We start from the raw sequence: 23653 nt of genomic DNA, 5'->3' as shown, positions 1-23653 counted from the left end.
GGCCGGAATGACGAGACTCCTATACGTGCTCTTTCACTCTTTAAGAAGATTTCCTTTGTATCTGTTTAGTATTAAAAAATTTCTGGTCTCAGACCATTCATCGTTTCGCTCTCTCCCTCCAAAGTCCCTTCGTTACCCCTCTCCCGCGGGGGAGGGGCTAAGGGGTGAGGGCGAAACAACGCTCTTTGCCAAATGATGGTCATTTTTCGTCTGTCAGATCCTTAACCAGGTACTTTCTTTCACAACGCACAAAACTATCAATCTTAATTCTCCTAATATTCACTACACTCTTTTTAGTCCCGATAACCAATGCCCAGGATACCGGCAGCGGACTCGATTTTCTGAACATCGGCCCCTCCTCCCGCATGCTTTCTATGTCTGAGGCAACCACTGCTTCAGCAACCGGGGCATCTGCAATCTACTCCAATCCCTCGTTGCTGGTTTTGGATGAACAATCAAGCCTCGATGTCAGCTACACTCTTTGGATTGCCAATGTCAACAATCAGTTTGCAGCGTTGAACCTTGTTAAAGATAACCGCGCTTACGCATTTGGTGTTTACTCATCCGGGAGTGATGGTTTTGAAGCAAGAGATCAACCCGGACCCTCCGCTGGAAATTTCTCCATACGATACTTATCTCTTTCCGGAGCTATTGCACAAAAAATCGGTCCATTCTCCATTGGTGTAACCGGCCAATATTTAAGAGAAGAGGTGTTCCAGTTTCGGGCATCTGGTTATGCGTTTAATGCGGGAATCACCACAAGTTTTTTGGATGATAAAATCCGGACGGCAGCCGCAGTCAAAAACATTGGTAAAATGGAAAGCCTGGATGCAGAATCAACGCCTCTGCCCTCTTCATTTAATGCCGGTTTATCTGCAAGTTTAATTCAGTTTAACAGTCCCGGTCAAAATGATCTGCCTGTTTTGGTGAATCTGATCGCCGACTGGCACCAGCCCATTCAGGAGAGTTCCGGTGGTGATTTTACCGGAAGTAATGAAAATAACGGATATTTTACTCTTGCAATGGATCTGAATATAGGAGATCTTTTATTTATACAAGGTGGTTACCGGTGGGGGCCAACAGAGCGTCCATACAGTGTTGGGATGGGGCTTGAAATTGAATCGGTTCGTGTTAATTATGCTCTGGTACCCTTTTCTACAGGATTTGGCACCGTCCATTCCTTTGGAGTTCAATATTATTTCTGATTGTCGGGTCGGCTATGAATTACAACAAAAAACTGGAAGCAGTGGAAGAACTCTATGAGGGGCTCATCAGCCAATCCAAACCGGTTACACTCTTTGTAGCCCCCCGGATTCGGTACACCCACAAGAAATCGGATTACCTCTACCTGTTCTATAAAAAACTACTCGATTCTTCCGATTATATAATATTTGATGTCAGCACAGCCGGGCATCTAAAATTTATTCTTCACCAACTAATTAAACACGACTCTATTCTTCACTATCACTGGATTCAATTTTCAGGTTTTGGATCGATCTTCGGGTATCTTTTTAAACTCTTTTGTATTCAGATCTATCTTTTATTAGGTGGTAAACTGGTTTGGTCTCTCCACAACAAAATTCCACCGGACTGTTCGAACGAATGGCTGCATATAAAAGCCCGGCGATGGCTGGCAAAAAAAGCTGATCGGCTTGTGGTTGAGTGCGAATCTGTCATCCCCGATCTGTCAATCTACTTTAATGTTTCACCTAAAAAATTTCGTATATGGCCTCACCCCGGATTCCCCCCGCAATTGATGCCGCGGGCAGCTGCCATTGAAGCAATTAATCACCGCTACGACGTTCAGATCAAAATTCAGGATCGCCTTTTTTTGATGTTTGGACATATCAGCCCTTACAAGCAGATCCATAACGTTTGCAACATCTTTAAAGAGGAACCCTATCATAAAAAACTGCTTGTAGTCGGGCCGGTAAAGAAAGGACAGTTGGCCTATTACAAGAAGATCCGCAAAACAACCCAAAACATGGATAACGTTATCTTAATACCTCAGTTCATTAAAGAAACCCATGTCCCGGAGTTTATGAATGCCGCAGATTATCTCGTATTCAATTACAGGGAGGTCTTGACGTCCGGTGGAGTTCCACTTGCCAAAAGCTATGATAAAACGATAATTCTCCCCAAAAAGGGATGTCTGAAGGAACAAGAGGGTGAGAATTTGAAATTTTTTAAATCTCAAGAGGAGTTGAAAAATATTATTCAGGAGTTATAAACTGTGCATTTTTTTTTGAGGAATTAATTTTAATATAGAGAACAGATCATAACACATCTCTTATCATCATGAGTGATTATAAATTTCTCTCTTTAATTCTTGTTCTGTTTTCGGCCCTCTTTATTTCCTGTGGGTCGGACTCCCCGGTTGATCCTGATGAAGAAAATATTCCCCCGGGTGATTTTTCATTAATTGCACCTCAAAACGGATCGACCGTTATTTATGCACGACCTCAGCTTTCCTGGCATGAAACAGAAGATCCCGCCGATACCGATATTACCTATGAAGTTCGGTTGAACAAAAACAATCCACCAACAAACGTAGTAGCACGCGGTCTTGAGAGACCTGAATACACACCTGATATAGATTATGAGCCGGGCTCAACCTACTACTGGCAAGTCATCGCCAGCCGGGATTCAGGTGAAAAAACCAAGAGCAGAGAGATCTTTTCATTTACATTTACTGAAGGGAGTGGTCTGATTGCAAATGAAAATATGGGAATGCTTTTACGACAGGAACATTCCCTGGTAGTTTTTAAGGGTAAATTATGGATGTTTGGTGGCCTACAGCATCGATTTGGAAAAAAAGATGTGTGGTATAGTGAAGACGGCATTGAATTGGGAATTAGCGACTGAACGAAGCTGAGTTCCCACCACGAGTAGCAACATACCAGCCTTCGTTTACGACGATAAAATGTGGCTGATTGGCGGGGAACCGTTGTGGGTAGATTTTTTAAAGATATTTGGTACACCGAAGATGGGAGTCATTGGGTAGAAGCTGCTGAGAATACTCCTCTTGGAAGACGTAATGATCACTCAAGTGTAGTTTTTGATGACAAAATGTGGGTGATTGGCGGGCACGTGATCCATCAGGATTTAGAATCAGAAGTACAACTGTAAATGATGTCTGGTATAGCACAGATGGTGTTCAATGGACACAAGCTACGGATGATGCTGGTTTTGAACCGCGGGTCGGCCATAAAAGTGTAGTTTTTGATAACAAAATATGGGTCATCGGTGGCTTGCAAAGAACTGACGGAGAAGACATTCATTTTAACGATGTATGGTACAGTGAAAATGGAATTGACTGGACCATGGCTACTGATGATATAGGAACCGGGTTTGATATTTTGGAGTTTCGATTGCGTTGTCTTTGATGATAAAATGTGGGTTATCGGCGGATTTATAGGCGATGAAGGTGGTGCCATCGGTGAGATCTGGTACAGCAGTGATGGGATCAACTGGGAACAGGCACCTCCTTTCTTTGGGCGCAGTGGACATGCCGAATGCTGTTTTCAAGAATAAAATCTGGGGAGTAGGTGGGGAATGGCAGATTCCGACTATCAAATAACAATGACTCCTGGTATTTGAATGTACCATAGCTTTACTCCTTAAAGATTGTAAACAGGCTTGATGCTTTCCGCGGGAATGATTAATCATAGAATGTCGCTTTTAGTATGTACATGTCAGATCCATGCTTACAGCTCGTAATCCTCCCCTACGTCTTACTCGAAAAGTCATCCCTACTATCTTCTGACTTTGATCAAGTTTTCTCATCACATCCGGGCTGATGGCACAAGATTATGCCATGGAACAACTCGAAAACTCTCCGCGTCATCACGAGTGGGTGGATGTTGAATACGATGGACGCACCGTTCACAGTTTTGTAGCCTATCCCGAAACCAATGAAGAGACGCCTGCTGTGATTGTCATCCACGAAAATCGCGGGCTGAATGATTGGGCCAGAAGTTTTACCGATCAAGTTGCCAAGGCTGGCTATATTGCCATTGCTCCCGATCTTCTTTCCGGTTTTAGTGATGAATATGAACGCACCACTGATTTTCCTATCTTCCGATGCCGCCAGAGACGCCCTTTACACACCTCATCCCTGAACAGATCACACAAGATCTTCATGCCGTGCGGGAATATATCAGCAACGTACCCGCTTCAACCGGAACGGTAGTTGTGGCCGGATTCTGCTGGGGCGGATCTCAAACCTTTCGTTATGCTACGAACAGCGATCAGCCCGAAGCCTTTATGGTTTTCTACGGATCTGCACCTGATGATCCCGAAGCCGTCCAGCAAATCAGTGCACCGGTTTATGGATTTTATGGTGAGAACGATCAGCGGATTAACTCCGGAATTCCGGCCATCGAGAAGATGATGAATGAGTATGGAAAAACGTATGAGTATGAAATTTACGAAGGTGCCGGCCATGCATTCATGCGAGCCGGTGACGACCCCAATGCCGATGAAGCATCCAAAGCCGCCCGAGATGCAGCCTGGAAACGGTTGAAGGGGTTGCTTTCCGAGATTGACTAAATGTACGACGGACAGCTTGTCCGTCACTTTTAAACTGTACTGACGAGCACAAGAGGGGCACTTGCGCTATTTCGAGTAATCCAAGGATGTCACTTGTGCCAAGTTTTTTTTGCAAAGGACGAGGGGCACAAGTGACGCTTCGCTTAACACTTGCGCCAGGCGGGAGTACGACGGACAGCTTGTCCGTCACTTTTGAGCAGTACTGACGAGCACAAACGAGTCTACTACGCCAAAGGCTTCGTTGACCATGGACACTTGCGTTATTTTGATTATCGCATGGAAAGATCCGCGAAGTTTTTGAAACTTCGCGGATCTAATAACCAAGGCTTAAATTACCTAAACCTCCGCGTACACTGCGGTTAATTTTTATATTTTGTTTAACACCTGAAATCATCAAATAGCTACAATTCACACAATGCGCACATTAAACATCGCCGTAGCCCAGTTTCAACCGAAAGATGGAGATAAAGAGTACAATCTTTCAGTCATTGAGAAACTAACCGAAAAAGCAAAAAATCAGGAAGCGGATATTGTTAGTTTTCATGAGCTTTGCATTACCGCATACACCCATCTGAAGGATTTAAGCAAACAAGAACTCGATGATCTTTCTGAAGAAATTCCCAATGGCAAAAGCACGGAGGAGCTTATTCGCCTCTCCAAAAAATTTGATATCCCAATTCTTGCCGGACTCGTTGAAAAAGAGGGCGACAAATATTACAACTCCTACATCTGTGTGGATGAATCCGGTGTGTTGGGGAAACATCGAAAAATTCACCCGTTTATCAGTGAATATCTGTCGGCCGGAGAAGAGTACACGGTTTTTGAGTGGAACAACTGGAGATGCGGAATCCTGATCTGCTACGACAATAACGTTATTGAGAACGTACGAGCCACAACCTTACTTGGCGCTGAGGTCATGTTTGCCCCGCATGTTACCATGTGTACGCCCTCATCCATGCCCGGACGCGGGTATGTGGATGATGAGCTCTGGGAAAATCGACATTTGGACCCTGTTCCGCTTCGAATGGAGTTCGACGGCCCTAAAGGAATGGGCTGGCTGATGCGCTGGCTGCCTGCACGCGCATTCGACAATGGTGTTTACTACGCTTTCACCAATCCGATTGGGTATGATGGCGAACATCTGAAAAACGGAAATTCCCTGATTCTTGATCCCTATGGTGATGTGGTAACGGAAATCAAATCGTTTGATGATGAAGTGACCACGGCAACCATCACATCAGACAAACTAAAACTCGCCGGCGGGTATCGATACAGAAATGCCCGAAAACCGGAGCTGTTCCGGGAGATCTTGGGAGCCGATCATGAATCAGAGATTCAGCCTGCGTGGATGAAGGATGATAATGAATGAATCTTGAGTAGATCCGCGAAGTTTCAAAAACTTCGCGGATCTTTACTTTTTTGAAACTCTAATGATTTTTTTACTCGTGCCGAAGGTCCTCCTTCGGCACGCCAATCCGAAGCTCCGCTTCCATTCACTCTTCGTACAACGTAACAGCTATCAAACTCTCCAGTTCTAAATAATTCCGCGCTGATGAATATCTCCAGTGTTCAGGCAGATCCACATATCCTCGATTCACTGGATTGTTATGAATGTACTCTATTTTTTGCACCATCATATCAGCAGTAATTATCTGTTTCGGATGAAAACCCTCCTGCCAAACCTGGTATTTACTCTGATTTTTGTGCTGTAACTTTGCTCGCTTTATAGATTTTAGCAACTGATAATAGTTTCCATTTTCAAGAAAATCTATAATTCGTCTGGCTGCAAATGACTTAAAGTTTTTTAACTTTTTTGGTAAATCATCATTGCTTGCAATAAAGTGGATATGATTCTCCATGATCACGTAAGCATATAAATCAACATCTCTTGATTCTTGAAGAAATTGGAACCCATCAAGTATCAATTCTGCGATTTCGGGAATGGAAAACAGTGGAATACCGTCAATTATACTGCTCGTAAGAAAGTAGGGGTATTCTGTTTCGTAAATTTTGTAGCGGCTTCTGCTCATAATATGAGTTCTTTATAGTATGAACTCAGTTTCGTGGAAACCTTACAGAATCTTAGGGATTACGGAAGCAGGAGCTTCCATTTGGCATTCCGAAGCAGAGCTTCGGAACGAGTATGACTCAGGGCTGGTAAGTGTCACGAAAGAAATTAGATCCGCGAAGTTTTTGAAACTTCGCGGATCTTGAAAAAGCTTACGGCCGTAACCGACCCAACATCCGTGGAAACGGAATCGTTTCACGAACATGCTGTAATCCACAAATCCAGGCAACGGTTCTCTCCAGACCCAGTCCGTAACCGGCGTGTGGAACGGATCCAAATTTTCGCAGGTCGAGGTACCAGCTGAACAGGTCTTCCGGCAGATCGTGTTCTGCGATCCTCTCTTGCAGAACTTCCAGGCTGTCTTCCCGTTCGCTTCCGCCAATGATCTCCCCGTAGCCTTCAGGAGCCAGAACGTCCAGGGCCAGGGCAAGTTTATCATTTTCGGGATCACGCTTCATATAAAATGCTTTCACTTCTGCGGGATATCGGTGAATCATAAGCGGAGTATCGTACTGCATGGTTAAAATCGTTTCATCGCTGCCGCCAAAATCGGTTCCCCACTCAAAATTTGCAGCCGATTCTTTCCAAACGGGAATATTCCTCAAATCCTCCTCAATCTGATCCACCCGTGCATGAATCTCTTTAATGCGCTCATCGATCTGTGCTTTTCGCCACTTCTTGGCTGACCCATGCTCCTTTTTGATCTCCTTTTCCTCTGTTTGAATAGCGTCCAATTCGGTTTTTCGCTCCACTTCCATTTTATCGAGAAGGTCAGCCGTTTCCTTACTTTTTAACTGATCCACAGCATCGGAATAGGAAATTCGAATAAACTCCTCATTCGCTGCTTTTTCAAGATAAGTCGTATCGCGTTCAAGAATTTCAAGCTCAGGCTCGTTCTCATCCAGTACCGTTTTCACAATAAATTGCAGCATCGATTCGGCCAGATCCATATTCATCGCCAGGTCGTAAAAGGCCATCTCCGGTTCAATCATCCAGAATTCGGTGAGATGACGCCGGGTTTTACTTTTCTCAGCCCGAAATGTGGGGCCAAACGTGTACACTTTTCCGTGAGCCATCGCCATCGCCTCGGCGTAAAGCTGACCCGATTGTGTGAGGTAGGCTTTCTCATCAAAATAATCGGTTTCAAAAAGGGTGGTTGTTCCCTCGGCTGCATTTCCTGTAAAAATGGGTGCATCCATCTGGATAAATCCCTCCTTCTGGAAAAACCGGTGAATAGCAAACTGGATGGTGTTCCGAACCTGCATCGCCGCCCACTGCCGCTGACTCCTCAACCACAGGTGACGGTTTTCCATCAAAAATTCAACCCCGTGATCTTTTGGCGTAATCGGGTAATTTTCTGCAATCTGAATAACGTTCAGATCTGTCGTATGAAGTTCATAACCCCCAACACTTCGGTCATCTTTTACAACCTTTCCTGTAATCTCAAGTGAACTCTCCTGTTTCAATCCACCTGCCGCTTCAAACACCTCCTCAGAAACTTCCTCAGCAGAAACGATACACTGACAGAGTCCGCTGCCGTCTCGTACCTCCAGGAAATGGATCGCCTTGCTGCTGCGAATATTATAGATCCAGCCTTTTAGCGTTACGGTTTGGTCTTGATGGTCGGCGAGATTCTTAATATAGGTGATTTTCATAGATACTTTTGATGTTTTGAATTCAATTCTTCCGGAGCTTTTTAAAGAGTTCAAAAATACAACTTACTGTAGAGAATTGCTGTGATCAACAAGATCCTTTGGCCTGGCGTTACCCCATTTTTATGATCTAAACTTATTATACGCTCCATGTCCTTCTGTCTTGATGCAAAGGAACGAAAAGATCAAGGCTGTGAATAGTTGACGGCGGACACGAGTTCACCGTGGAATCCTTTCAATGGTCCATCTCGCTTATAGCCCTTTTATTCCGTTTCTCACCGGTCTGCAAGCGATCTCTCACGGTTCTATCGTAGTCCTTTTTCCGCCAACTATTCAAGGCCGACCTACACACGTTTTTCAGTTTCTATTTATAAAAATATATAAAGTATTGATAATATTTAATATACAGACTATGAAATGTAAATTTCGGAGTAACTTCTCGATCCTTTGGCCTGGCCATCCCTTTCGGGACAGTCGCTCCGATCCTTCTGGATGAAGGGACGGTGGGTTGGAATCGATGGCGTTTTGACTCTTTACTGGCGCAAGCGTCCCCGCTTGTGCCTTGGGGCAGAGAGCCCATGCATTACCCACTGTCAGATTCATGTATGGCGTAGCGATGGATTCTTCGTACCTCGCCGCGATCGTACCGGAACTGTTTCGAATCTGCCAGACTCAACTAAGGCTTTGTCCCTCATCAACGAGATTCTTCGCCTGCCCTGATCGATACGGCTCTGAATGAGCAGACAGGGCGAGGCCTGATATTATCCACAGCGTATAATCCACCCTGTCAAATTCCACACTTATCACCACGCCGTCTTGGCCAACACATTACCACAGCGGCGTTGCTCAAAACGTTATTCTGTTGTTGAACCATAAACGCCGCGATAAACAAAACCAACCACCTGTCATCCCGAACGGATGTGAGGGATCTCATTTTTCAAGACAGTACCCGTTTTCGAGATAGCGCGAGCGTCCACGCTCGTGCTCACAAACAAGAACCAAGGGCACAAGCGAGGACGCTTGCGCCATACAGAATTTATTATTACGCCGTCTTGGGTATCCAATGAAAAAAGGATTGCCCCGGCAATCCCTCACTCCAAAGGAGTGAACTATCAGTAGCCCGCGGCAAAAATAGGAGAGCGCAGCGACGATTTGCAGCCGTGGGATAAAGATGCCCAAAAAGAGTGCCCGAGACGGTGGACGTGGGTTGGTAATGATGAACGAAGTCGAGGGGCAGACAAAACAAACGTTAACATGGTTTTTGAATCAGTACCAGGGGCACAAGCGGGGACGCTTGCGCCATCACGACAAGTAAAAGTCATAGATCCGCGAAGTCTCAAAAAGACTTCGCGGATCTGGCATAAGCTATTTCTTCTCGGGCACCAGTAATGTCTCCGAATAGATCTCCGGATCAAAAAACTCTTCAGAGAATGTTCGCAGATCTTCTGAGTTCACAGCGTCGATATTTTCAACAAGCTCATCGAGTGTTATATACCGGTTGAAATAGATCTCGCTTTTTGCCATCCTCGTCATCCGGTTGCTTGTATTCTCCTGTGATAACAACAGCTTTCCTTTCAGATGAGCTTTTGCTTCGCTGAGCTCTTTTTCCGGGATCGCTTCCTCCTGCAAACGCCTGAACTCTTTCACGATCAGTTCGCGGACATGCGGCACATAATCGCTATCCGTACCGATATACACGCCAAATAATCCGGAATCGACATAGGATTGATTGAACGGCCCGATGGAATAACAGTAGCCATACTTTTCGCGAATATTTTGATGAAGCCGCGAACTCATCCCTCCTCCTAACACAGTATTGGCCAGCAGCAGCAAGTATTTATCGGGATGATCGTAATTCAGCGCACGCCGGCCCAAGATCATGTGGGCCTGTTCAATCGGTTTACTCAGCTCATTTTGAGTCACATTATAGGGCGGAATCGGTTGTGGTTCATTCACCGTTGCCCCGTTTGAATCGATATCTAACAGTTGTGTACAAAGGCGAACCACTTCTTCATGCTGAACATTTCCGGCCACGGCAACCAGTAAATTATCAGGATTATAGCGTTCGTCGATGTAATTAAACAAACCCTCGCGAGTGAAGGAAACCACTGTGTCCTCAAATCCCAGAACCGGCCGGCCGATGGGATGATCTGGAAACATCTGGTTGCTGAACTCTTCCAGGATAAAATCATCGGGACTGTCTTTGTACATCTTCATCTCTTCCAGCACCACATTCTTCTCCTTCTGCATCTCCTCTTCGGGAAATGTGGAGTGGCGGACCATATCGCTCAGCACATCCAGCGCTTCTTTGAGTTTGGAATCGAGGCAGCGGGCGTAATAGCAGGTATATTCCGTAGAGGTAAACGCATTCAGGTATCCGCCGACTGACTCCATACTTTGGGCAATCTCAAACGAGGACCGGTTCTCCGTTCCTTTAAATAACATATGCTCCAGGAAGTGAGTCATCCCCGCTTGCCTGTCACTCTCATTCCGGCTCCCGGTTTTTACCCAGATTCCGGCAGAAATACTTTTAATACTATCAATGTGCTCGGTAACAATTTTAAGTCCGTTGGGAAGTTCTGATTTTTGTACCGCTTGTCCTGCTGCTGTAGATGTTGATGTCATAGAGTTGGTTTAAAATCACAATAAAAATTTTTATGAAAATACGAAGATGGCAGGTTAATAATAAACCTATTAATACCTGTCATTCAGACGAGGAAGAATTTCGTAAACAAGACACTGTCTTCAATCAACGAGATAGCGCGAGCGTCCTCGCTCGTGCTCACGAATCAGTACCAGGGGCACAAGTGGAGACACTTGCGCCAGTCTTTGTTTTATGAGACAACTACGCCAGTTTACTCGTTACGAAGGTCCCCCTTTACTCGTGCCGAAGGTCTCCTTCGGTACGCAACCCTGAAGCTCCTGCTTCTATTCATTCATCACACCCGCTAACAAAAATCCAGTCCTCCGGATGGTTGAGCGGAAGCGGAGCTTCCAAAAACGGGTGTTCCGAAGGAGACCTTCGGAACAAGTGAAGCAATATTGCAGCCGTGAAAGAGCTGGCCAATAACAGTATTCCACTGTCTTGAGCAACCGTAACACAGCACGGCGTAAGACAATGGGATCATGCCATCTGAAACGCCGCGAGGATCCACCTTGTCATCCCGAACGGACGTGAGGGATCTCATTTTCAAGACACTCCCCGTTTTCGAGATAGCGCGAGCGTCCACGCTCGTGCTCACAAACCAGAACCAGGGGCACAAGCGAGGACGCTTGCGCCAGCCAGAATATATTATTACGCCGTCTTGAGCATCCAATGTAAAGCATTGCCCGGCAATCCCTCACTCCAACGGAGTGAACTATCGATAGCCCGCGGCAAAAACACGAACTCCGTGATAGTGTTTGCAGCCGTGGGACAGAGTGGCCAAAACGAGTGCCCCAGGCGGGAGATCTTGTCTTGATAATCATGAGCGAAGTCGAGGGCAGGCAAAACAAACGTACAACATGGTTTCTTGAATCAGTACCTGGCACAAGCGGGGACGCTTGCGCTATACAGATCCAGGATATACGAGTGTCAAAGGCTGTCGATAACAAGCGAGGACGCTTGCGTCATCTCAAAACCTGGCTTTAGCCATTCATTTTCCAGACCTCTTCAAAGGCAGGATGCGTACTTTCATTCTTCCGGGCAAAATGGTTATTAACGATCCGTTTTCAATTTGCTCTTTAAATCGTTCCAATGCCCGAATTAAAAGATGTTGAATAGATTCCGGGGTCGTGATTTAAAGTCCGAACCTGGATAACACTGGGACCTTTGGCTTCTGTTGCTGCCAGGATATCCCCAAAATCGAGGTCATGAGTAAAAATAAGATAATCATGCTCCCTGGCATATTTCATAATTGTATTATCAGTAGCAGTCGGTTCTCCAATCTCAGACCAGTGTACTGATTCTATTCTCTCTTCCTGAAAAACTTTCGTCCATTCAGGTGTAAGGTTCATATCAATAAGAATCTTCATACAGGGTCTAAGGGCTGTTCAAGTTCATCTGATCGCCATGCCGCATATTGAAGTGCCTGGGTGATATCTTCTTTCTCGAGATAGGGATAAAGTTCAAGAATCCGTTCTGTTGTATAACCAGATGCCACAAGCCCTACAATCGCGCCCACTGTAACTCTCATACCCCTGATAATCGGCAACCCTCCCATAATTGCGGGATTATATTGTATTCGGTCAAAATCTTTCATAGCTGACATCCGGGTTTATATGATGTTTGTTTAATGATAAGCTAATAAACAGAACTTTTAAAAACACTTGAAATTGTTGCTTTAAAAGAAGGCTTTGCAAAACTATGACCGTCATCCTGAACTTGATTCAGGATCTCCTGATACTGGCTATAAAGACGAATGGAGAATCTGAATCGAGTTCAGATTGACGCATACCTACGGTTTTGCAAAGCCTTCTAAAGGATCGTCACAACAGAATGATATTCTACGAGGAGTCCCTTCTTTTCGGGACGACGGGGAAGAATCTCTTAAAAAAAGACTTTGCCTTTAATCAAGGAGATCCATCAGTCGCGGCCGCTCCCTACCGATTACCAGATTTAAAAATAAGCCTTATAACAACATAAACGACCTTATTCAATTCTGTCTTGATACTTTTGAACCGTCAAAAGTATCCAAAACCTCTCGGCTGTGATGGCTGCCGGGCATGGTTTGCCCGCACGGGTACACTCTGCGAATGCTCACAAGGTGAGCGCGCAGAGCGATTTCTCCCGTGCTGTGCTGCAACCCATGCCACTCCTCCACCCATCAAGGCCGAATGTAATGGACCTAAAATTGATCATCAGGTTTTTTACTCGTTACGAAGGTCCCCCTTCGTAACGGCATAACTGAAGCTCCTGCTTCTATTCATCCATCACACCCGCTGACAAAAATCCACTCCTCCGGATGGTTGAGCGGAAGCAGAGCTTCCAAACGGGTGTTCCGAAGGAGACCTTCGGAACAAGTAGAAAGACGGAATGGAGTTCTACTTCTGGACCATAAACGCCTGTCCCGACACACTTGTCGGTGGCCGCGATCTATAACTCAACCCCTGTCATTCAGACGAGGAGGCGTCTTTTGCCGACGAGGAAGAATCTCGTAAAAAAAGACTCTGCCCTTCATCAACGAGATTCTTCGCCTCCCTGCCGGTCGGCTCTGAATGACAGACAGAGCGGGGTGTAATCAACGGCGTATAACACACCCTGCCAAATTCCACACTTATTATTACGCCGTCTTAGGCAACCCACACCCGCAGCGGCGTCACTCACACCTATATTCTGCTGTTGAACCATAAACGCCGCGTATCATCCCCCCGCACCCTTGTCATCCCGAACGGATGTGAGGGATCTTCTTTTTCAAGACACTCCCCGTTTTCGAGATAGCGCGAGCGTCCTCGCTCGTGCTCACAAACCAGAACCAAGGGCACAAGCGGGGACGCTTGCGCCAGCCAGAATTTATTATTACGCCGTCTTGGTATCCAATGTAAAAAGGATTGCCCCGGCAATCCCTCACTCCAACGGAGTGAACTATCAATAGCCCGCGGCAAAAACACGAACTCCGTGAAGTGTTTGCAGCCGTGGGAAAGAGTGGCCAAAAAAAAGTGCCCCGAGGCGGGAGATCTGTCTTGATAATCATGAGCGAAGCCGAGGGGCAGGCAAAACAAACGTCAACATGGTCTCGTCTTCGAGATAGCGCGAGCGTCCTCGCTCGTGCTCACAAACCAGAACCAGGGGCACAAGCGGGGACGCTTGCGCCAGCCAGAGCCAGCCAGAACCCCTCAAATACCCAACCCCATCCAACAAAAAATTTATTTCGTACTACACAATGACGGTGGTTTTAGTGCGTTATTTAATGAATGTGAAAGAAATCTTGTAACAAATGAAACGGCGATGCATCCTAATCACACAATTGCATTAAAACTATTTAATTAGATATGAAGGTTTACCGGGTGTTAGCTTACATTTTGAGTAACCGGATGAATTTCCAGTACCGGAAATTAATTATTCTTAACAATGTTGCGTTTAAACCGAGATATTTATGGATATTTGCAGTTGTAAAACGAAATTGAGCAGAGTATTGACAGCTCTCACATAAAAATTTTTTAATATTAATATTTTTTAATATTATGAGGATGGAAAGTTGGCTGTAAAATCGAATGGTGTTCTGTCGGGAGAAACCAAATCTGAAGAGACCATGCAGAGAATTTTAAGCCGCTCTTTCTCAACTTTTTTTAACAAACAATCAATCGTTAAAACGATTTAAACAATAACAAAACAAATAAAGGTGACTTAAAATGGGTCAACAACAATTATTACTCGTAATCCTGGTAACGATTATCGTGGGTATCGCCACCGTCGTTGCTATTAATATTTTTGGAACGGCTGCAGAACAGGCAAATCGAGATGCTGTTCGACAGGATTTATTAGCTGCAGCAGCTCAAGCTCAAGGCATTTATTCAAGACCTGAAATGATGGGTGGAGCTAGGCAGAGATTTTACTACAATACCGCTATGCATAACTGAAGCTATTGCTCGAACGATTAGGAATTCCAGGTGATATTCCAGGAGGAACCTATCTTATTGAGAATGAAAATGCTGGATATGATATTACAGATCAGCAACGGATTAGCCAGTTACTGCTAATCCCAATGAAGTGAAGGGTAGCTGGACCAGTGACGGTAACCAGAAATACCAGTGCAAGTGCCAGTTCAGCTTGGACTAGTAGAAATATACTGATGGAGATGGTACAAACTACAAGAATTGGTCAACAATGACTAATTCCAGTAGTTACAATTTAATCTTGTAAATAATCAATTGCATTGTAAATGGACTAAGACTAATATATCTGGGCTTTATTTTATTTAAAGCTAACTTCTTATTAATTATAAAATTACTTTTTATTTAGCATTACACTTTATTTAAATTTATGCAATTATTAAATCTGTTAATTCAATTATAATTATGGGACAGCAACAACTTTTACTTGGTAATACTTAGTTGTAATTGTTGTAGGTATTAGCTACAATTATTGCTGTTAATATATTAGGTATATGGAGCATGACAATGCAAATAGAGATGCTGTTCAGGCAAGATCTTAATAACAGCTGCATCTCAATGTTCAAGCATGTTTGGGAAAAACCTATCATGCATGGGTGGAGCTGGATAGAGATTTTACAGATACTGATGAATTATCAATGCTGAAATTTTAAGCATTACTAGAATATTCCTGGTGACAAGTTATGTCGCAGGAACATCCACGATATCACTAATAGATAATGGCACATATAGTAATTAGCAGTACTAAATGCAAGTCACTAACAATTACTGGAGATGCCAGATAGTGGTGGAGAAGATATTCGAAATTACAGTCTGTAGAGATGTCATGAATACTGGAATTGGTTATATAATATTGATTCATCTATATGCATAGAATAGCCAGAGTAATTGTGATTAATAATTCATTTATTAGAATTTAAAATCAATTATAATTACTATGCCTCAATTTCGATTTACAGGAAAAACACAACAGGGCAAAACCGTCCTCCGTGAATTTGAGGCCCCTTCTAAAAAAACCGCCAAGGAGAGAGTCCAAAAATTAGCCAACACCCGCTCTTTAAAAGTTGAATCCATTGACGAAAAGAAACGATACCTCTACAAAGTTCGAAAAAACGGCAGCGGGGCCATAGAGGGAGAACAGGAAGCGTACTCTGCAGACGATGTAGAGCGTGCCCTCGTAAAAATGGGATACCGGGTTGACTATGTTCGCAAGAAGTGGTTCGACTTTAAAGGAATGGTCCCACGGGATGAAGTCGTCACTTTTATCCGCCTCTCGGCCGACCTCCTCCGCCAGCAACTCCCGTTCGACCAGATTTTAACCCTCCTCTACGAAGACACCACCAACAAGTCGATGAAGGAGGTGATCCGCACCATCCAGAAAGACCTGCGGGATGGAAAAGAGGGATCGGAGGTGTACGGCAAGCACAAAGATGTCTTTGGAAAATTTGCCGCCTACATGCTGGGGGTTGCTTCTACCAGTGGTAACATGGCCGCCGTCTTTGAAAGTACGGCCAAGTTTGTGGAGCGGGATGCCGATTTTAAGAAAAACTTACGGCGTGCTCTCTTCATGCCTACATTTACGTTGCTGGCCGTAATGGCAACATTGCTTTTCTTTGTCGGATATGTATTCCCCATTACCGCCGAGATGTTCCTGGAGTTCGACATTGAACTCCCCCCGCTAACGGCAAACGCTCTCAACATAAGTAACTGGCTGCAGGCGCATTGGTTAGCGGTCACCCTGGCCCACATCCTGCCCTTTGTGTTTGCCTATATCATGTGGAAAAATAAAAAAGGCCGCCTCATTATTGACAAGTATCTCATTAGATTGCCCATTATTGGAGATCTCCTCCACAAAACCAGTATTGAAATTTTTTCACGCGTCTTTCACACCCTCTACAGCGGCTCCGGCCAGAATATTGAGGTGATCCGGATTGCCGCCGAGGCGTGCCGGAATACTTATATCGAAAAACAGATCAAAGAGATTGCCATTCGGAGAATGCTGGAAGATGGTGCCGGGCTGATTGAAGCGCTGGAGGCCACCCAGGTCTTTCCCAAAAGTGCGCTCAGCCGTTTCCGTTTGGGAGCAGAATCCGGTTCACTGAAAGAGAACTCCGGCCAGCTTGCCGACTATTACGAGAAGCAGACCACCTACAAGATGGAATCGGTCATCAACTGGATCAGCCTGTTTATTAACTTCATTATTTTTCTCGCCATCTTCTATATCACCATTGTATCCTCCGAGGCGGCCATCATCAAGCCGAATTACGGCGGCGGTGCCGGTGGTTACGGGACCGGGTAGTGGTCTGATCGTCGGCTGCCGATTGGGTTTTTTACTCGTTCCGAAGGTCCCCCTTCGGAATGCTAATCTGAAGCTCCTGCTTCCTTTCATCCATCACACCCACCAACAGGAATCCAGGCCTCCGAATGGTTACCAGAAGCGGAGCTTCCTAACGGGTGTTCCGAAGGAGTGAAATACGAGATAGCGCGAGCGTCCACGCTCGTGCTCATAAATCAGGACCAAGGGAATCTCATAAACAAGACTCTATCCTTTAATCAAGGAGATTCTTCGGAGGACTTACCCCATTTTTATGATGTAACCTTGTTGCACATGCTTTATTCTTTTGTCTTGATACAAAAGAACGAAAAAATCAAGGCTGTGAATAGTTGACGGCGGACACGAGTTCACCGTGGAATCCTTTCAATGGTCCATCTCGCTTATAGCCCTTACATTCCGTTTCTCGCCGGTATGAAAGGATTCTCCTCACGGTTCAATCGTAGTCCTTTTTTCCGCCAACTATTCAAGGCCGACCTACACACATTTTTTCAGTTTCTATTTATAAAAATATATAAAGTATTGATAATATTTAATATATAGACTATGAAATGTAAATTTCGGGGTAACTTCTCGATTCTTCGCCTCCCTGCCGGTCGGCTCTGAATGACAGGCGGGGCGGGGTATTATCGACGGCGTATAACACGCCCTGCCAGACCCACACTTCTCACTACGCCGTCTTTGGCAGCGAACAGTCACAGCGGCGTAAGACTAAACCCTATTCTACTTTTGAACCTAAAACGCCGCGATCTATAACACAACCCCTGTCATTCAGACGAGGAGGCGTCTTTTGCCGACGAGGAAGAATCTTGTAAATAAGACTCTGCCTTTCATCAACGAGATGCTCGCGAGTCAGGGAAAGGGGCACAAGCGGGGACGCTTGCGCCAGTTTTTTGTTGTGTTGGTCGCTTGCGCCAGTCTGTGTAAATGTAAAAAGGATTGCCCCGGCAATCCCTCACTCCAAAGGAGTGAAATATCAATAGCCCACGGCAAAAATAGGAGCGCAGCGACGATTTGCAGCCGTGGGATAGAAGCCACCAAAAAAAGTGCCCCGAGGCGAGAAATTCGTCTTGATAATGATAAACGACATCGAGGGGCAGATTTGAGAAGCGTTGTGGAGTCATCGAATGAGTATTCACGACCCGAAATTCAAATATGGCTCACACACTCATCTGATAACTGGTCTGTCGTGCTGAACATACCAACCAGCTGTGATTCATAAAACACGTCTTGATACAACATAAAAGCCTCATAACATTTCTTTCCTATTACTTTTGGACCGCCAAAAGGTTTCAAAAACTCCCGGCTGTGATTGCTTCCGGGGCATGGTTTACACGCACGGGTACACTCTGCGAATGCTCACAAGGTGAGCGCGCAGAGCGATTTCTCCCGTGCTGTGTTGCAAACCATGCAATCCCTCCACCAATCAAGGCCGAAGACCGATAGACCTAACTTTTCATTGGGTCGAAGGTCTTCTTCGGAACAAGCAAAATAATAAATAACATCGAGGCCAAAATTGGTAAACGTTGTGGAGTCGCAATATTCAAACCAACCACCTGTCATTCCGAACGGACGTGAGGGATCTCATTTTTCAAGACAGTACCCGTTTTCGAGATAGCGCGAGCGTCCACGCTCGTGCTCAAGAGTACAAGGGCCACAAGCGGGGACGCTTGCGCCAGCTTATTGTTGTGTTGGTCGCTTGCGCCAGCCTGTTCATGGGTTCCGAAGGAGACCTTTGGAACAAGTAGGTAAACATCAACAACAATAGGTTATTATTTTACTTTAAAACGCCTATATTGGGATTATGTAAGAATTACATATATTATTTTATCTGCAGATGCTGCTCTTATCTGCTATTTTTTTGGTTCGTGGGTTAATCAATTTTCAACTATGGATACGGCAAAGAAAAACACATTTTTTGTACGGAAAAGGCTGGGAGAAGCCCTTGTTGAGAACGGTATTATTGACCAGGAGCAACTCAAGGAGGCGATAAAAACCCACCAGGAAGAACCGGCTTCCATTCGGCGGCGTCTCAGTACAATTATCGTGGAAGATTTTGATGCCGACCGTCATGAGGTGATGAAAACTATTTCCCGATTGTATGCCTTCCGGGAAGTTTTGCCAAACGGTTCGCCCTCTAAAAAAATGATCGAAAACATCCGCAGTATGATGGATGAAATTCCCGATGAGGTTGTGGATGAGATGATCTACCGGAAAACCGTTCCGTTTAAAGCAGACAAAGATCTTGATCATCCTGGCTTCTGCCGACCCGACTGATCCCCAAATTTCGATACTGGCTTCGGAACTGCCCTATAAACTCTACGAACTCACCTACTGCAGGCAGGAAACGGTAGATTTCATTATCAATAAGGTGTATGATCAAAAAAATGAGTTCCTCAGAATACTGGATGATATTGAGTTTGAAGAACCGGAAATTACTGAGGAAGATCTCGATGAAGAGGAGCTGGATCAAGAGATCAACAAAAGTATGCTCAACTCCCTTGTGGAGGGAATGCTGGTTGAAGCTGTACGTAAAGGGGCGAGTGATATTCACATTATACCCGGCAAAAAGAATGTAACGGATATTTTGTTTCGAATGGACGGGCGTTTACAGGTCTGGCATTCTCAGCCCAATGTAAAACCGGAAGCTCTTTCGGCCGTTGTAAAAGACAAAACGATGAATGTTGACCGTTTTGAGAGAGATTCAACGCAGGACGGTTATATACAGCGGCGCATTGATGCTACCAATATCCGTTACCGTGTTTCCATCATGCCGATGGTGGGCGAAGAGTTTGAACGAAAACTGGAATCTGTGGTGATACGGGTTTTAGATGACCGGAAAGTAATCACCGACCTGGATAAACTCGGACTCCAGGAGAAAGCTCACAGTGATTTTAATAAAGCGATTCGCAAACCATCCGGAATTGTGATTATTACGGGGCCAACGGGTTCGGGTAAATCAACAACGTTGGTGGCTGCACTCCACTCTGTGATGAGTCCCGAATTTAACGTACTAACCATTGAGGAACCGGTTGAGTACCTGATAAAAGGGGCCCGCCAGTTAAAAATATCCGAAAGCATGACATTCGACAATGCCATGCGTGGAATTCTGCGACATGACCCCGATATTGTACTGGTTGGTGAGATTCGCGACCTGAAAACCGCTGAAATCGCCATAAAGCTCGCAAATACAGGTCACCTGACCTTCTCTACCCTTCACACGAATGATGCGCCCAGTGCTGTATCCAGGCTTTTTAAAATGGGTGTTGAACCCTTCCTGATAGCCAATGCCATTAATCTTGTGATGGCACAGCGCCTGGTGAGAACGTTATGCGAAAACTGCAAGGAACCCTACGATCATGAAGAGATCGCCCAGCCGGCTAAAAATCTTGGTTTTAGCGACGAGGAAATAGAAGAGATTACATTTTATAAACCGGTGGGTTGTGAAAAGTGCGGAAATGGGTACGCTGGACGAATTGCCATCATGGAGGCTCTCTACTTCGATGATGAAATAAAGAAAATGATTTTTGAAGCAGGAGATGAGATTGACGAAGATGCACTGCGCAAATATGCTATCAAAAACGGAATGCTTACATTGCGGGCATCGGGACGGAAACGTATTAAAAACGGCATTACTACGATTGAGGAAGTAATGGCCATCACCTTAGAAGACTAACCCGAGTCACTTCTGATGAACTACCCCGGGGCAGAGTCCAGAGGTATCTCTTATAATCTTTTTTTTTACAATATATGTACTTAGAGGGCTTTCGCATTACTGCCCGTCTGCACGCTGTATGTGCGGGCTGACGGGTGGGGACACCCATCAGCCGGTAAAAACAACCGACAGATGGGTATTTCAAAGCCTCCACTTATTGTAAAGTGTCCCCCTTTTTGACCTGTGCAACGAAGCCTCAACTACGTTATCCACTACGCCAAGGCTTTGTCGATCAAGAAAACTTCGTAGAGCAGGCTTGGCGTAGTTGTAAGGAGCAATGGGGGATGATCAATCTCCCCTTGAGGGGAGTACGGCTTTAGCCGGGAGGGGTGTAATACCACAGAACCAAGGTTGGATTATGAACAAAACTTAGATAGCCACCCCCCTGCTCACTTCGCTCGCTTTCCACCCCAGAGGGTTGGGAAATTAAACCACTCATGATTCATAATTTCACAAGTACAACCGGAACATGTCTTTATAAACCGCGGAGTTCCGAAGCAGATTTTCAGAGCAAAAAAATCTCCTCTTGAGAGGAGACCGCTTGCGGAGCGTTCAGCGAAGCAAGCAGAGGTGTGTCCATTGGGGGCTATGAACCTGAGTAAAGTCCCAATCTCAATCAACGCCCTTCAATAGATCCCCAGAGGGAATTTTTATACTCTCCTGCCGAAGGATTTGCATTATTTATCGTCCGCCCTCACCCGCGGGAAAGTACCTGTTTAGCGGTTTGTAGAAGTGAAGGTCCCCTCGCTATATCTCGGTAAGAGAGGTTACAAGAAAGCCGCAGAAGAGAGAAAGAAGTATCTATTACCGTCTGCTTTAGCTGACGGACAAGCAACATCCAGAAAACGAGTGGCTTCAGCCACATGACATCACATGTCATTCAAAAAAACAGATATAAACTGTAAGGAAGAGACATTTTTGGGTTCATACTTAAAGAAGGAGCAAAATCTCCTCAAACAGGACGAACATCCTCGGTCCGTAACAGAAAAATAAACGATAGATAAAGCCATGAGTTGGGTACGCATTTGGATTCATTTGGTGTTTTGTACAAAAAACAGAATTCCATTTCTTCACACAAAAGAGATTCGACGAACGATGTTTCAACACATCAAAACAAATGCCCAAACAAAGAATATATGGCTCGATTGTATCAACGGACACAGCGAACATGCTCATTGTTTGATATCTCTCGGAAAAGAACAAAACGTCAGCAATGTAGCTCAGCTAATTAAAGGGGAATCCTCTTTTTGGATAAACCGAAGTGGACTCTTGAAGCGTAAATTTACCTGGCAGGATGATTACTGGGCGGTTGGTGTAAGTGAAAGTCACCTGGAATCAGTAAGGAGGTATATCCATTCACAGGAGAAGCATCATAGAAAGGTGTCCTTTAAAGAAGAGATCGATGAGTTTATGGAAAAGTATGGCTGGAGCAGGATAAAGGGATGAGGTACACTGCCTAAACAAAGTTAGTTTCTTAAACCGGATGTGGCTAAAGCCACTTGTTTTGGAATCTCCCAGCCCGTCAGCTAAAGCAGACGGTAATAGAGGGCTTTGCAAAACCGTGGTTATTGGTCAATCTGAACTCGATTCAGATTCTCCATTCGCCTTTATAGCCAGTATCTGGAGATCCTGAATCAAGTTCAGGATGACGGGCAGAGTTTTGCAAAGCCTTCTAATAGATATTTAAAACACGAATTGAAAACTTGTCAATTTTTAGACTGGTTATTTTTTCTTTTTTCGATAAACATGTACGCGGGAAAAGGGGTTGGGGAGAGGGCGATCCACAGGTTTTACCAGTGAATCGTATTTTTTTATCTGCGAAATTGCTAACATGTTATCAAACCTCGGAAACAGAAAAATAAACCCAAAAAAGCATCTGTAAGCATTCTTTATTAAAAATTATTAATATTCATATATTTATATATCTTAATTGAATAATAATGATCTCATTCAGTTAAATTCAGATTAGATTTTGTTCTGTATTCTATATGAGTGAGCGATATTTTACAGGGTTTGAAATGCTATCCCGCCCGGCCGCTGATGTTGTGTTGTGGTCAGACGGGCTGACATATTGTTGAGGTATCCATCGAACGAAAAAACAACTATCTTTTGGGACCTCAAAACCTGTTTTTAAGATTTTATATGTGCTGCAGTATTCATAGATACAACGGGTACAACAAAAACGATGAAACAGAATACGCAGCTAATTTATCAGACAATTGATTGGCATAAAATGGAAAGTCAAAAAAGCGACTTACTACATCACCCGAGAGTACAGCAAGTGCTGGATTCATCTCCACTGCTTTTGCGAAAGTTTCCGCCCGAAGATTACAGGGAGTTTCTGTTATGCGGTACACTCGAAGAGTATAATGCCGGTGAAACCATCGTTTCAGAAAAAGATCACTTTCAAAACGATGGGTGGCTGGTTGTAGATGGGAGCGTATCTCTTTTTAAGGAAGATGTTTATATTGCAAAATTGCAATCTGGTGATTTTATTGGAGAAACGTTTTTATTTAAAAACAGGGCTCCATCCGGTACCTTAATAGCTACCAGGCCGACGGCTGTTATTCGGCTTAAACGGGAAGATGTTCTTCAATTTTTTGATAGCAGGCCCGACCGGTTGTTTAAAATGTTTATTATGAATTTAATTGACCTGCAAAATCAAAAACTTATTTACGCTGGCAAAAAACTACTCTACATGCAGAGAAAATTAGCTTTTCAAACCAATGAAGACAATTAGAGGG

At 44.6% G+C, this 23653-nt stretch carries 20 protein-coding genes; 14 read left to right on the top strand and 6 right to left on the bottom strand.

All coding sequences use genetic code 11. The features are described 5' to 3' along the window. The first annotated feature begins 185 nt into the window (after positions 1 to 185). The 8 genes from U5K72_08090 (at position 186) to U5K72_08055 (ending at position 5920) form a co-directional block, all read left to right on the top strand. A complete protein-coding gene (locus tag U5K72_08090; protein ID MDZ7718759.1) occupies positions 186 to 1205 on the top strand; it encodes a PorV/PorQ family protein in 1020 nt (339 codons plus the stop codon). A 14-nt stretch (positions 1206 to 1219) separates the two neighbouring features. Then, the gene (locus U5K72_08085; protein ID MDZ7718758.1) at positions 1220 to 2230 is read left to right on the top strand and encodes a hypothetical protein; all 1011 of its coding nucleotides are present in this window, start codon (positions 1220 to 1222) and stop codon (positions 2228 to 2230) included. A gap of 68 nt (positions 2231 to 2298) precedes the next feature. Continuing rightward, positions 2299 to 2865: a hypothetical protein gene (locus tag U5K72_08080; GenBank protein MDZ7718757.1), complete on the top strand. Its 567-nt coding sequence runs from the start codon at positions 2299 to 2301 to the stop codon at positions 2863 to 2865. 206 nt (positions 2866 to 3071) lie between these two features. Continuing rightward, positions 3072 to 3386 carry a hypothetical protein gene (locus tag U5K72_08075; protein MDZ7718756.1) on the top strand — a complete coding sequence of 105 codons (315 nt, stop codon included), beginning with the start codon at positions 3072 to 3074 and terminating at the stop codon, positions 3384 to 3386. Between the two features lie 7 nt (positions 3387 to 3393). Further along, entirely contained in the window at positions 3394 to 3534 is a 141-nt protein-coding gene (locus U5K72_08070) for a hypothetical protein (GenBank protein MDZ7718755.1), read from the top strand. 265 nt (positions 3535 to 3799) lie between these two features. Further along, complete coding sequence (locus U5K72_08065; protein MDZ7718754.1) at positions 3800 to 4192, top strand: dienelactone hydrolase family protein; 393 nt, start codon at positions 3800 to 3802, stop codon at positions 4190 to 4192. After that, positions 4147 to 4551, top strand: coding sequence for a dienelactone hydrolase family protein (locus U5K72_08060; GenBank protein MDZ7718753.1), 405 nt, complete (start codon positions 4147 to 4149; stop codon positions 4549 to 4551). Before U5K72_08065 ends, U5K72_08060 begins: the two co-directional genes overlap by 46 nt. Before the next feature lie 415 nt (positions 4552 to 4966). Then, positions 4967 to 5920, top strand: coding sequence for a nitrilase family protein (locus tag U5K72_08055; protein MDZ7718752.1), 954 nt, complete (start codon positions 4967 to 4969; stop codon positions 5918 to 5920). 124 nt (positions 5921 to 6044) lie between these two features. Here U5K72_08055 and U5K72_08050 read toward each other — a convergent pair whose 3' ends face one another. The 6 genes from U5K72_08050 to U5K72_08025 form a co-directional block, all read right to left on the bottom strand. Continuing rightward, entirely contained in the window at positions 6045 to 6581 is a 537-nt protein-coding gene (locus tag U5K72_08050; protein ID MDZ7718751.1) for a transposase, read from the bottom strand. Positions 6582 to 6771: 190 nt separating this feature from the next. Beyond that, positions 6772 to 8274, bottom strand: a complete 1503-nt coding sequence (locus tag U5K72_08045) for an asparagine--tRNA ligase (protein MDZ7718750.1) — start codon at positions 8272 to 8274, stop codon at positions 6772 to 6774. Positions 8275 to 9636: 1362 nt separating this feature from the next. Beyond that, positions 9637 to 10896, bottom strand: coding sequence for a pitrilysin family protein (locus U5K72_08040; GenBank protein ID MDZ7718749.1), 1260 nt, complete (start codon positions 10894 to 10896; stop codon positions 9637 to 9639). Between the two features lie 1098 nt (positions 10897 to 11994). Then, entirely contained in the window at positions 11995 to 12285 is a 291-nt protein-coding gene (locus tag U5K72_08035; GenBank protein ID MDZ7718748.1) for a DUF5615 family PIN-like protein, read from the bottom strand. Further along, on the bottom strand, positions 12282 to 12512 hold the full coding sequence (locus U5K72_08030) for a DUF433 domain-containing protein (GenBank protein ID MDZ7718747.1): 231 nt from the start codon (positions 12510 to 12512) through the stop codon (positions 12282 to 12284). Before U5K72_08030 ends, U5K72_08035 begins: the two co-directional genes overlap by 4 nt. Before the next feature lie 917 nt (positions 12513 to 13429). Next, entirely contained in the window at positions 13430 to 13600 is a 171-nt protein-coding gene (locus U5K72_08025; protein ID MDZ7718746.1) for a hypothetical protein, read from the bottom strand. 1001 nt (positions 13601 to 14601) lie between these two features. On the opposite strand from U5K72_08025, the gene U5K72_08020 reads away from it, so the two are divergent. The 6 genes from U5K72_08020 to U5K72_07995 all read left to right on the top strand — a co-directional run bounded on the left by U5K72_08020 (position 14602) and on the right by U5K72_07995 (position 23649). Then, positions 14602 to 14829: a hypothetical protein gene (locus U5K72_08020; GenBank protein MDZ7718745.1), complete on the top strand. Its 228-nt coding sequence runs from the start codon at positions 14602 to 14604 to the stop codon at positions 14827 to 14829. A gap of 970 nt (positions 14830 to 15799) precedes the next feature. Next, a complete protein-coding gene (locus U5K72_08015; GenBank protein MDZ7718744.1) occupies positions 15800 to 17161 on the top strand; it encodes a type II secretion system F family protein in 1362 nt (453 codons plus the stop codon). A gap of 1923 nt (positions 17162 to 19084) precedes the next feature. Then, positions 19085 to 19471 carry a hypothetical protein gene (locus U5K72_08010; protein MDZ7718743.1) on the top strand — a complete coding sequence of 129 codons (387 nt, stop codon included), beginning with the start codon at positions 19085 to 19087 and terminating at the stop codon, positions 19469 to 19471. After that, positions 19440 to 20870: a GspE/PulE family protein gene (locus tag U5K72_08005; GenBank protein MDZ7718742.1), complete on the top strand. Its 1431-nt coding sequence runs from the start codon at positions 19440 to 19442 to the stop codon at positions 20868 to 20870. Before U5K72_08010 ends, U5K72_08005 begins: the two co-directional genes overlap by 32 nt. Before the next feature lie 1047 nt (positions 20871 to 21917). Next, positions 21918 to 22355, top strand: a complete 438-nt coding sequence (locus U5K72_08000; protein ID MDZ7718741.1) for a transposase — start codon at positions 21918 to 21920, stop codon at positions 22353 to 22355. Between the two features lie 787 nt (positions 22356 to 23142). Then, on the top strand, positions 23143 to 23649 hold the full coding sequence (locus tag U5K72_07995; GenBank protein ID MDZ7718740.1) for a cyclic nucleotide-binding domain-containing protein: 507 nt from the start codon (positions 23143 to 23145) through the stop codon (positions 23647 to 23649). The last annotated feature ends 4 nt before the right edge of the window (positions 23650 to 23653 follow it).

The organism is Balneolaceae bacterium (genome assembly GCA_034521495.1).
Taxonomy (GTDB): Bacteria; Bacteroidota; Rhodothermia; order Balneolales; family Balneolaceae; genus Rhodohalobacter.
The sequence above is the reverse complement of the archived record's forward strand: the minus strand, read 5'-3'. Positions and strand labels throughout refer to the sequence as shown.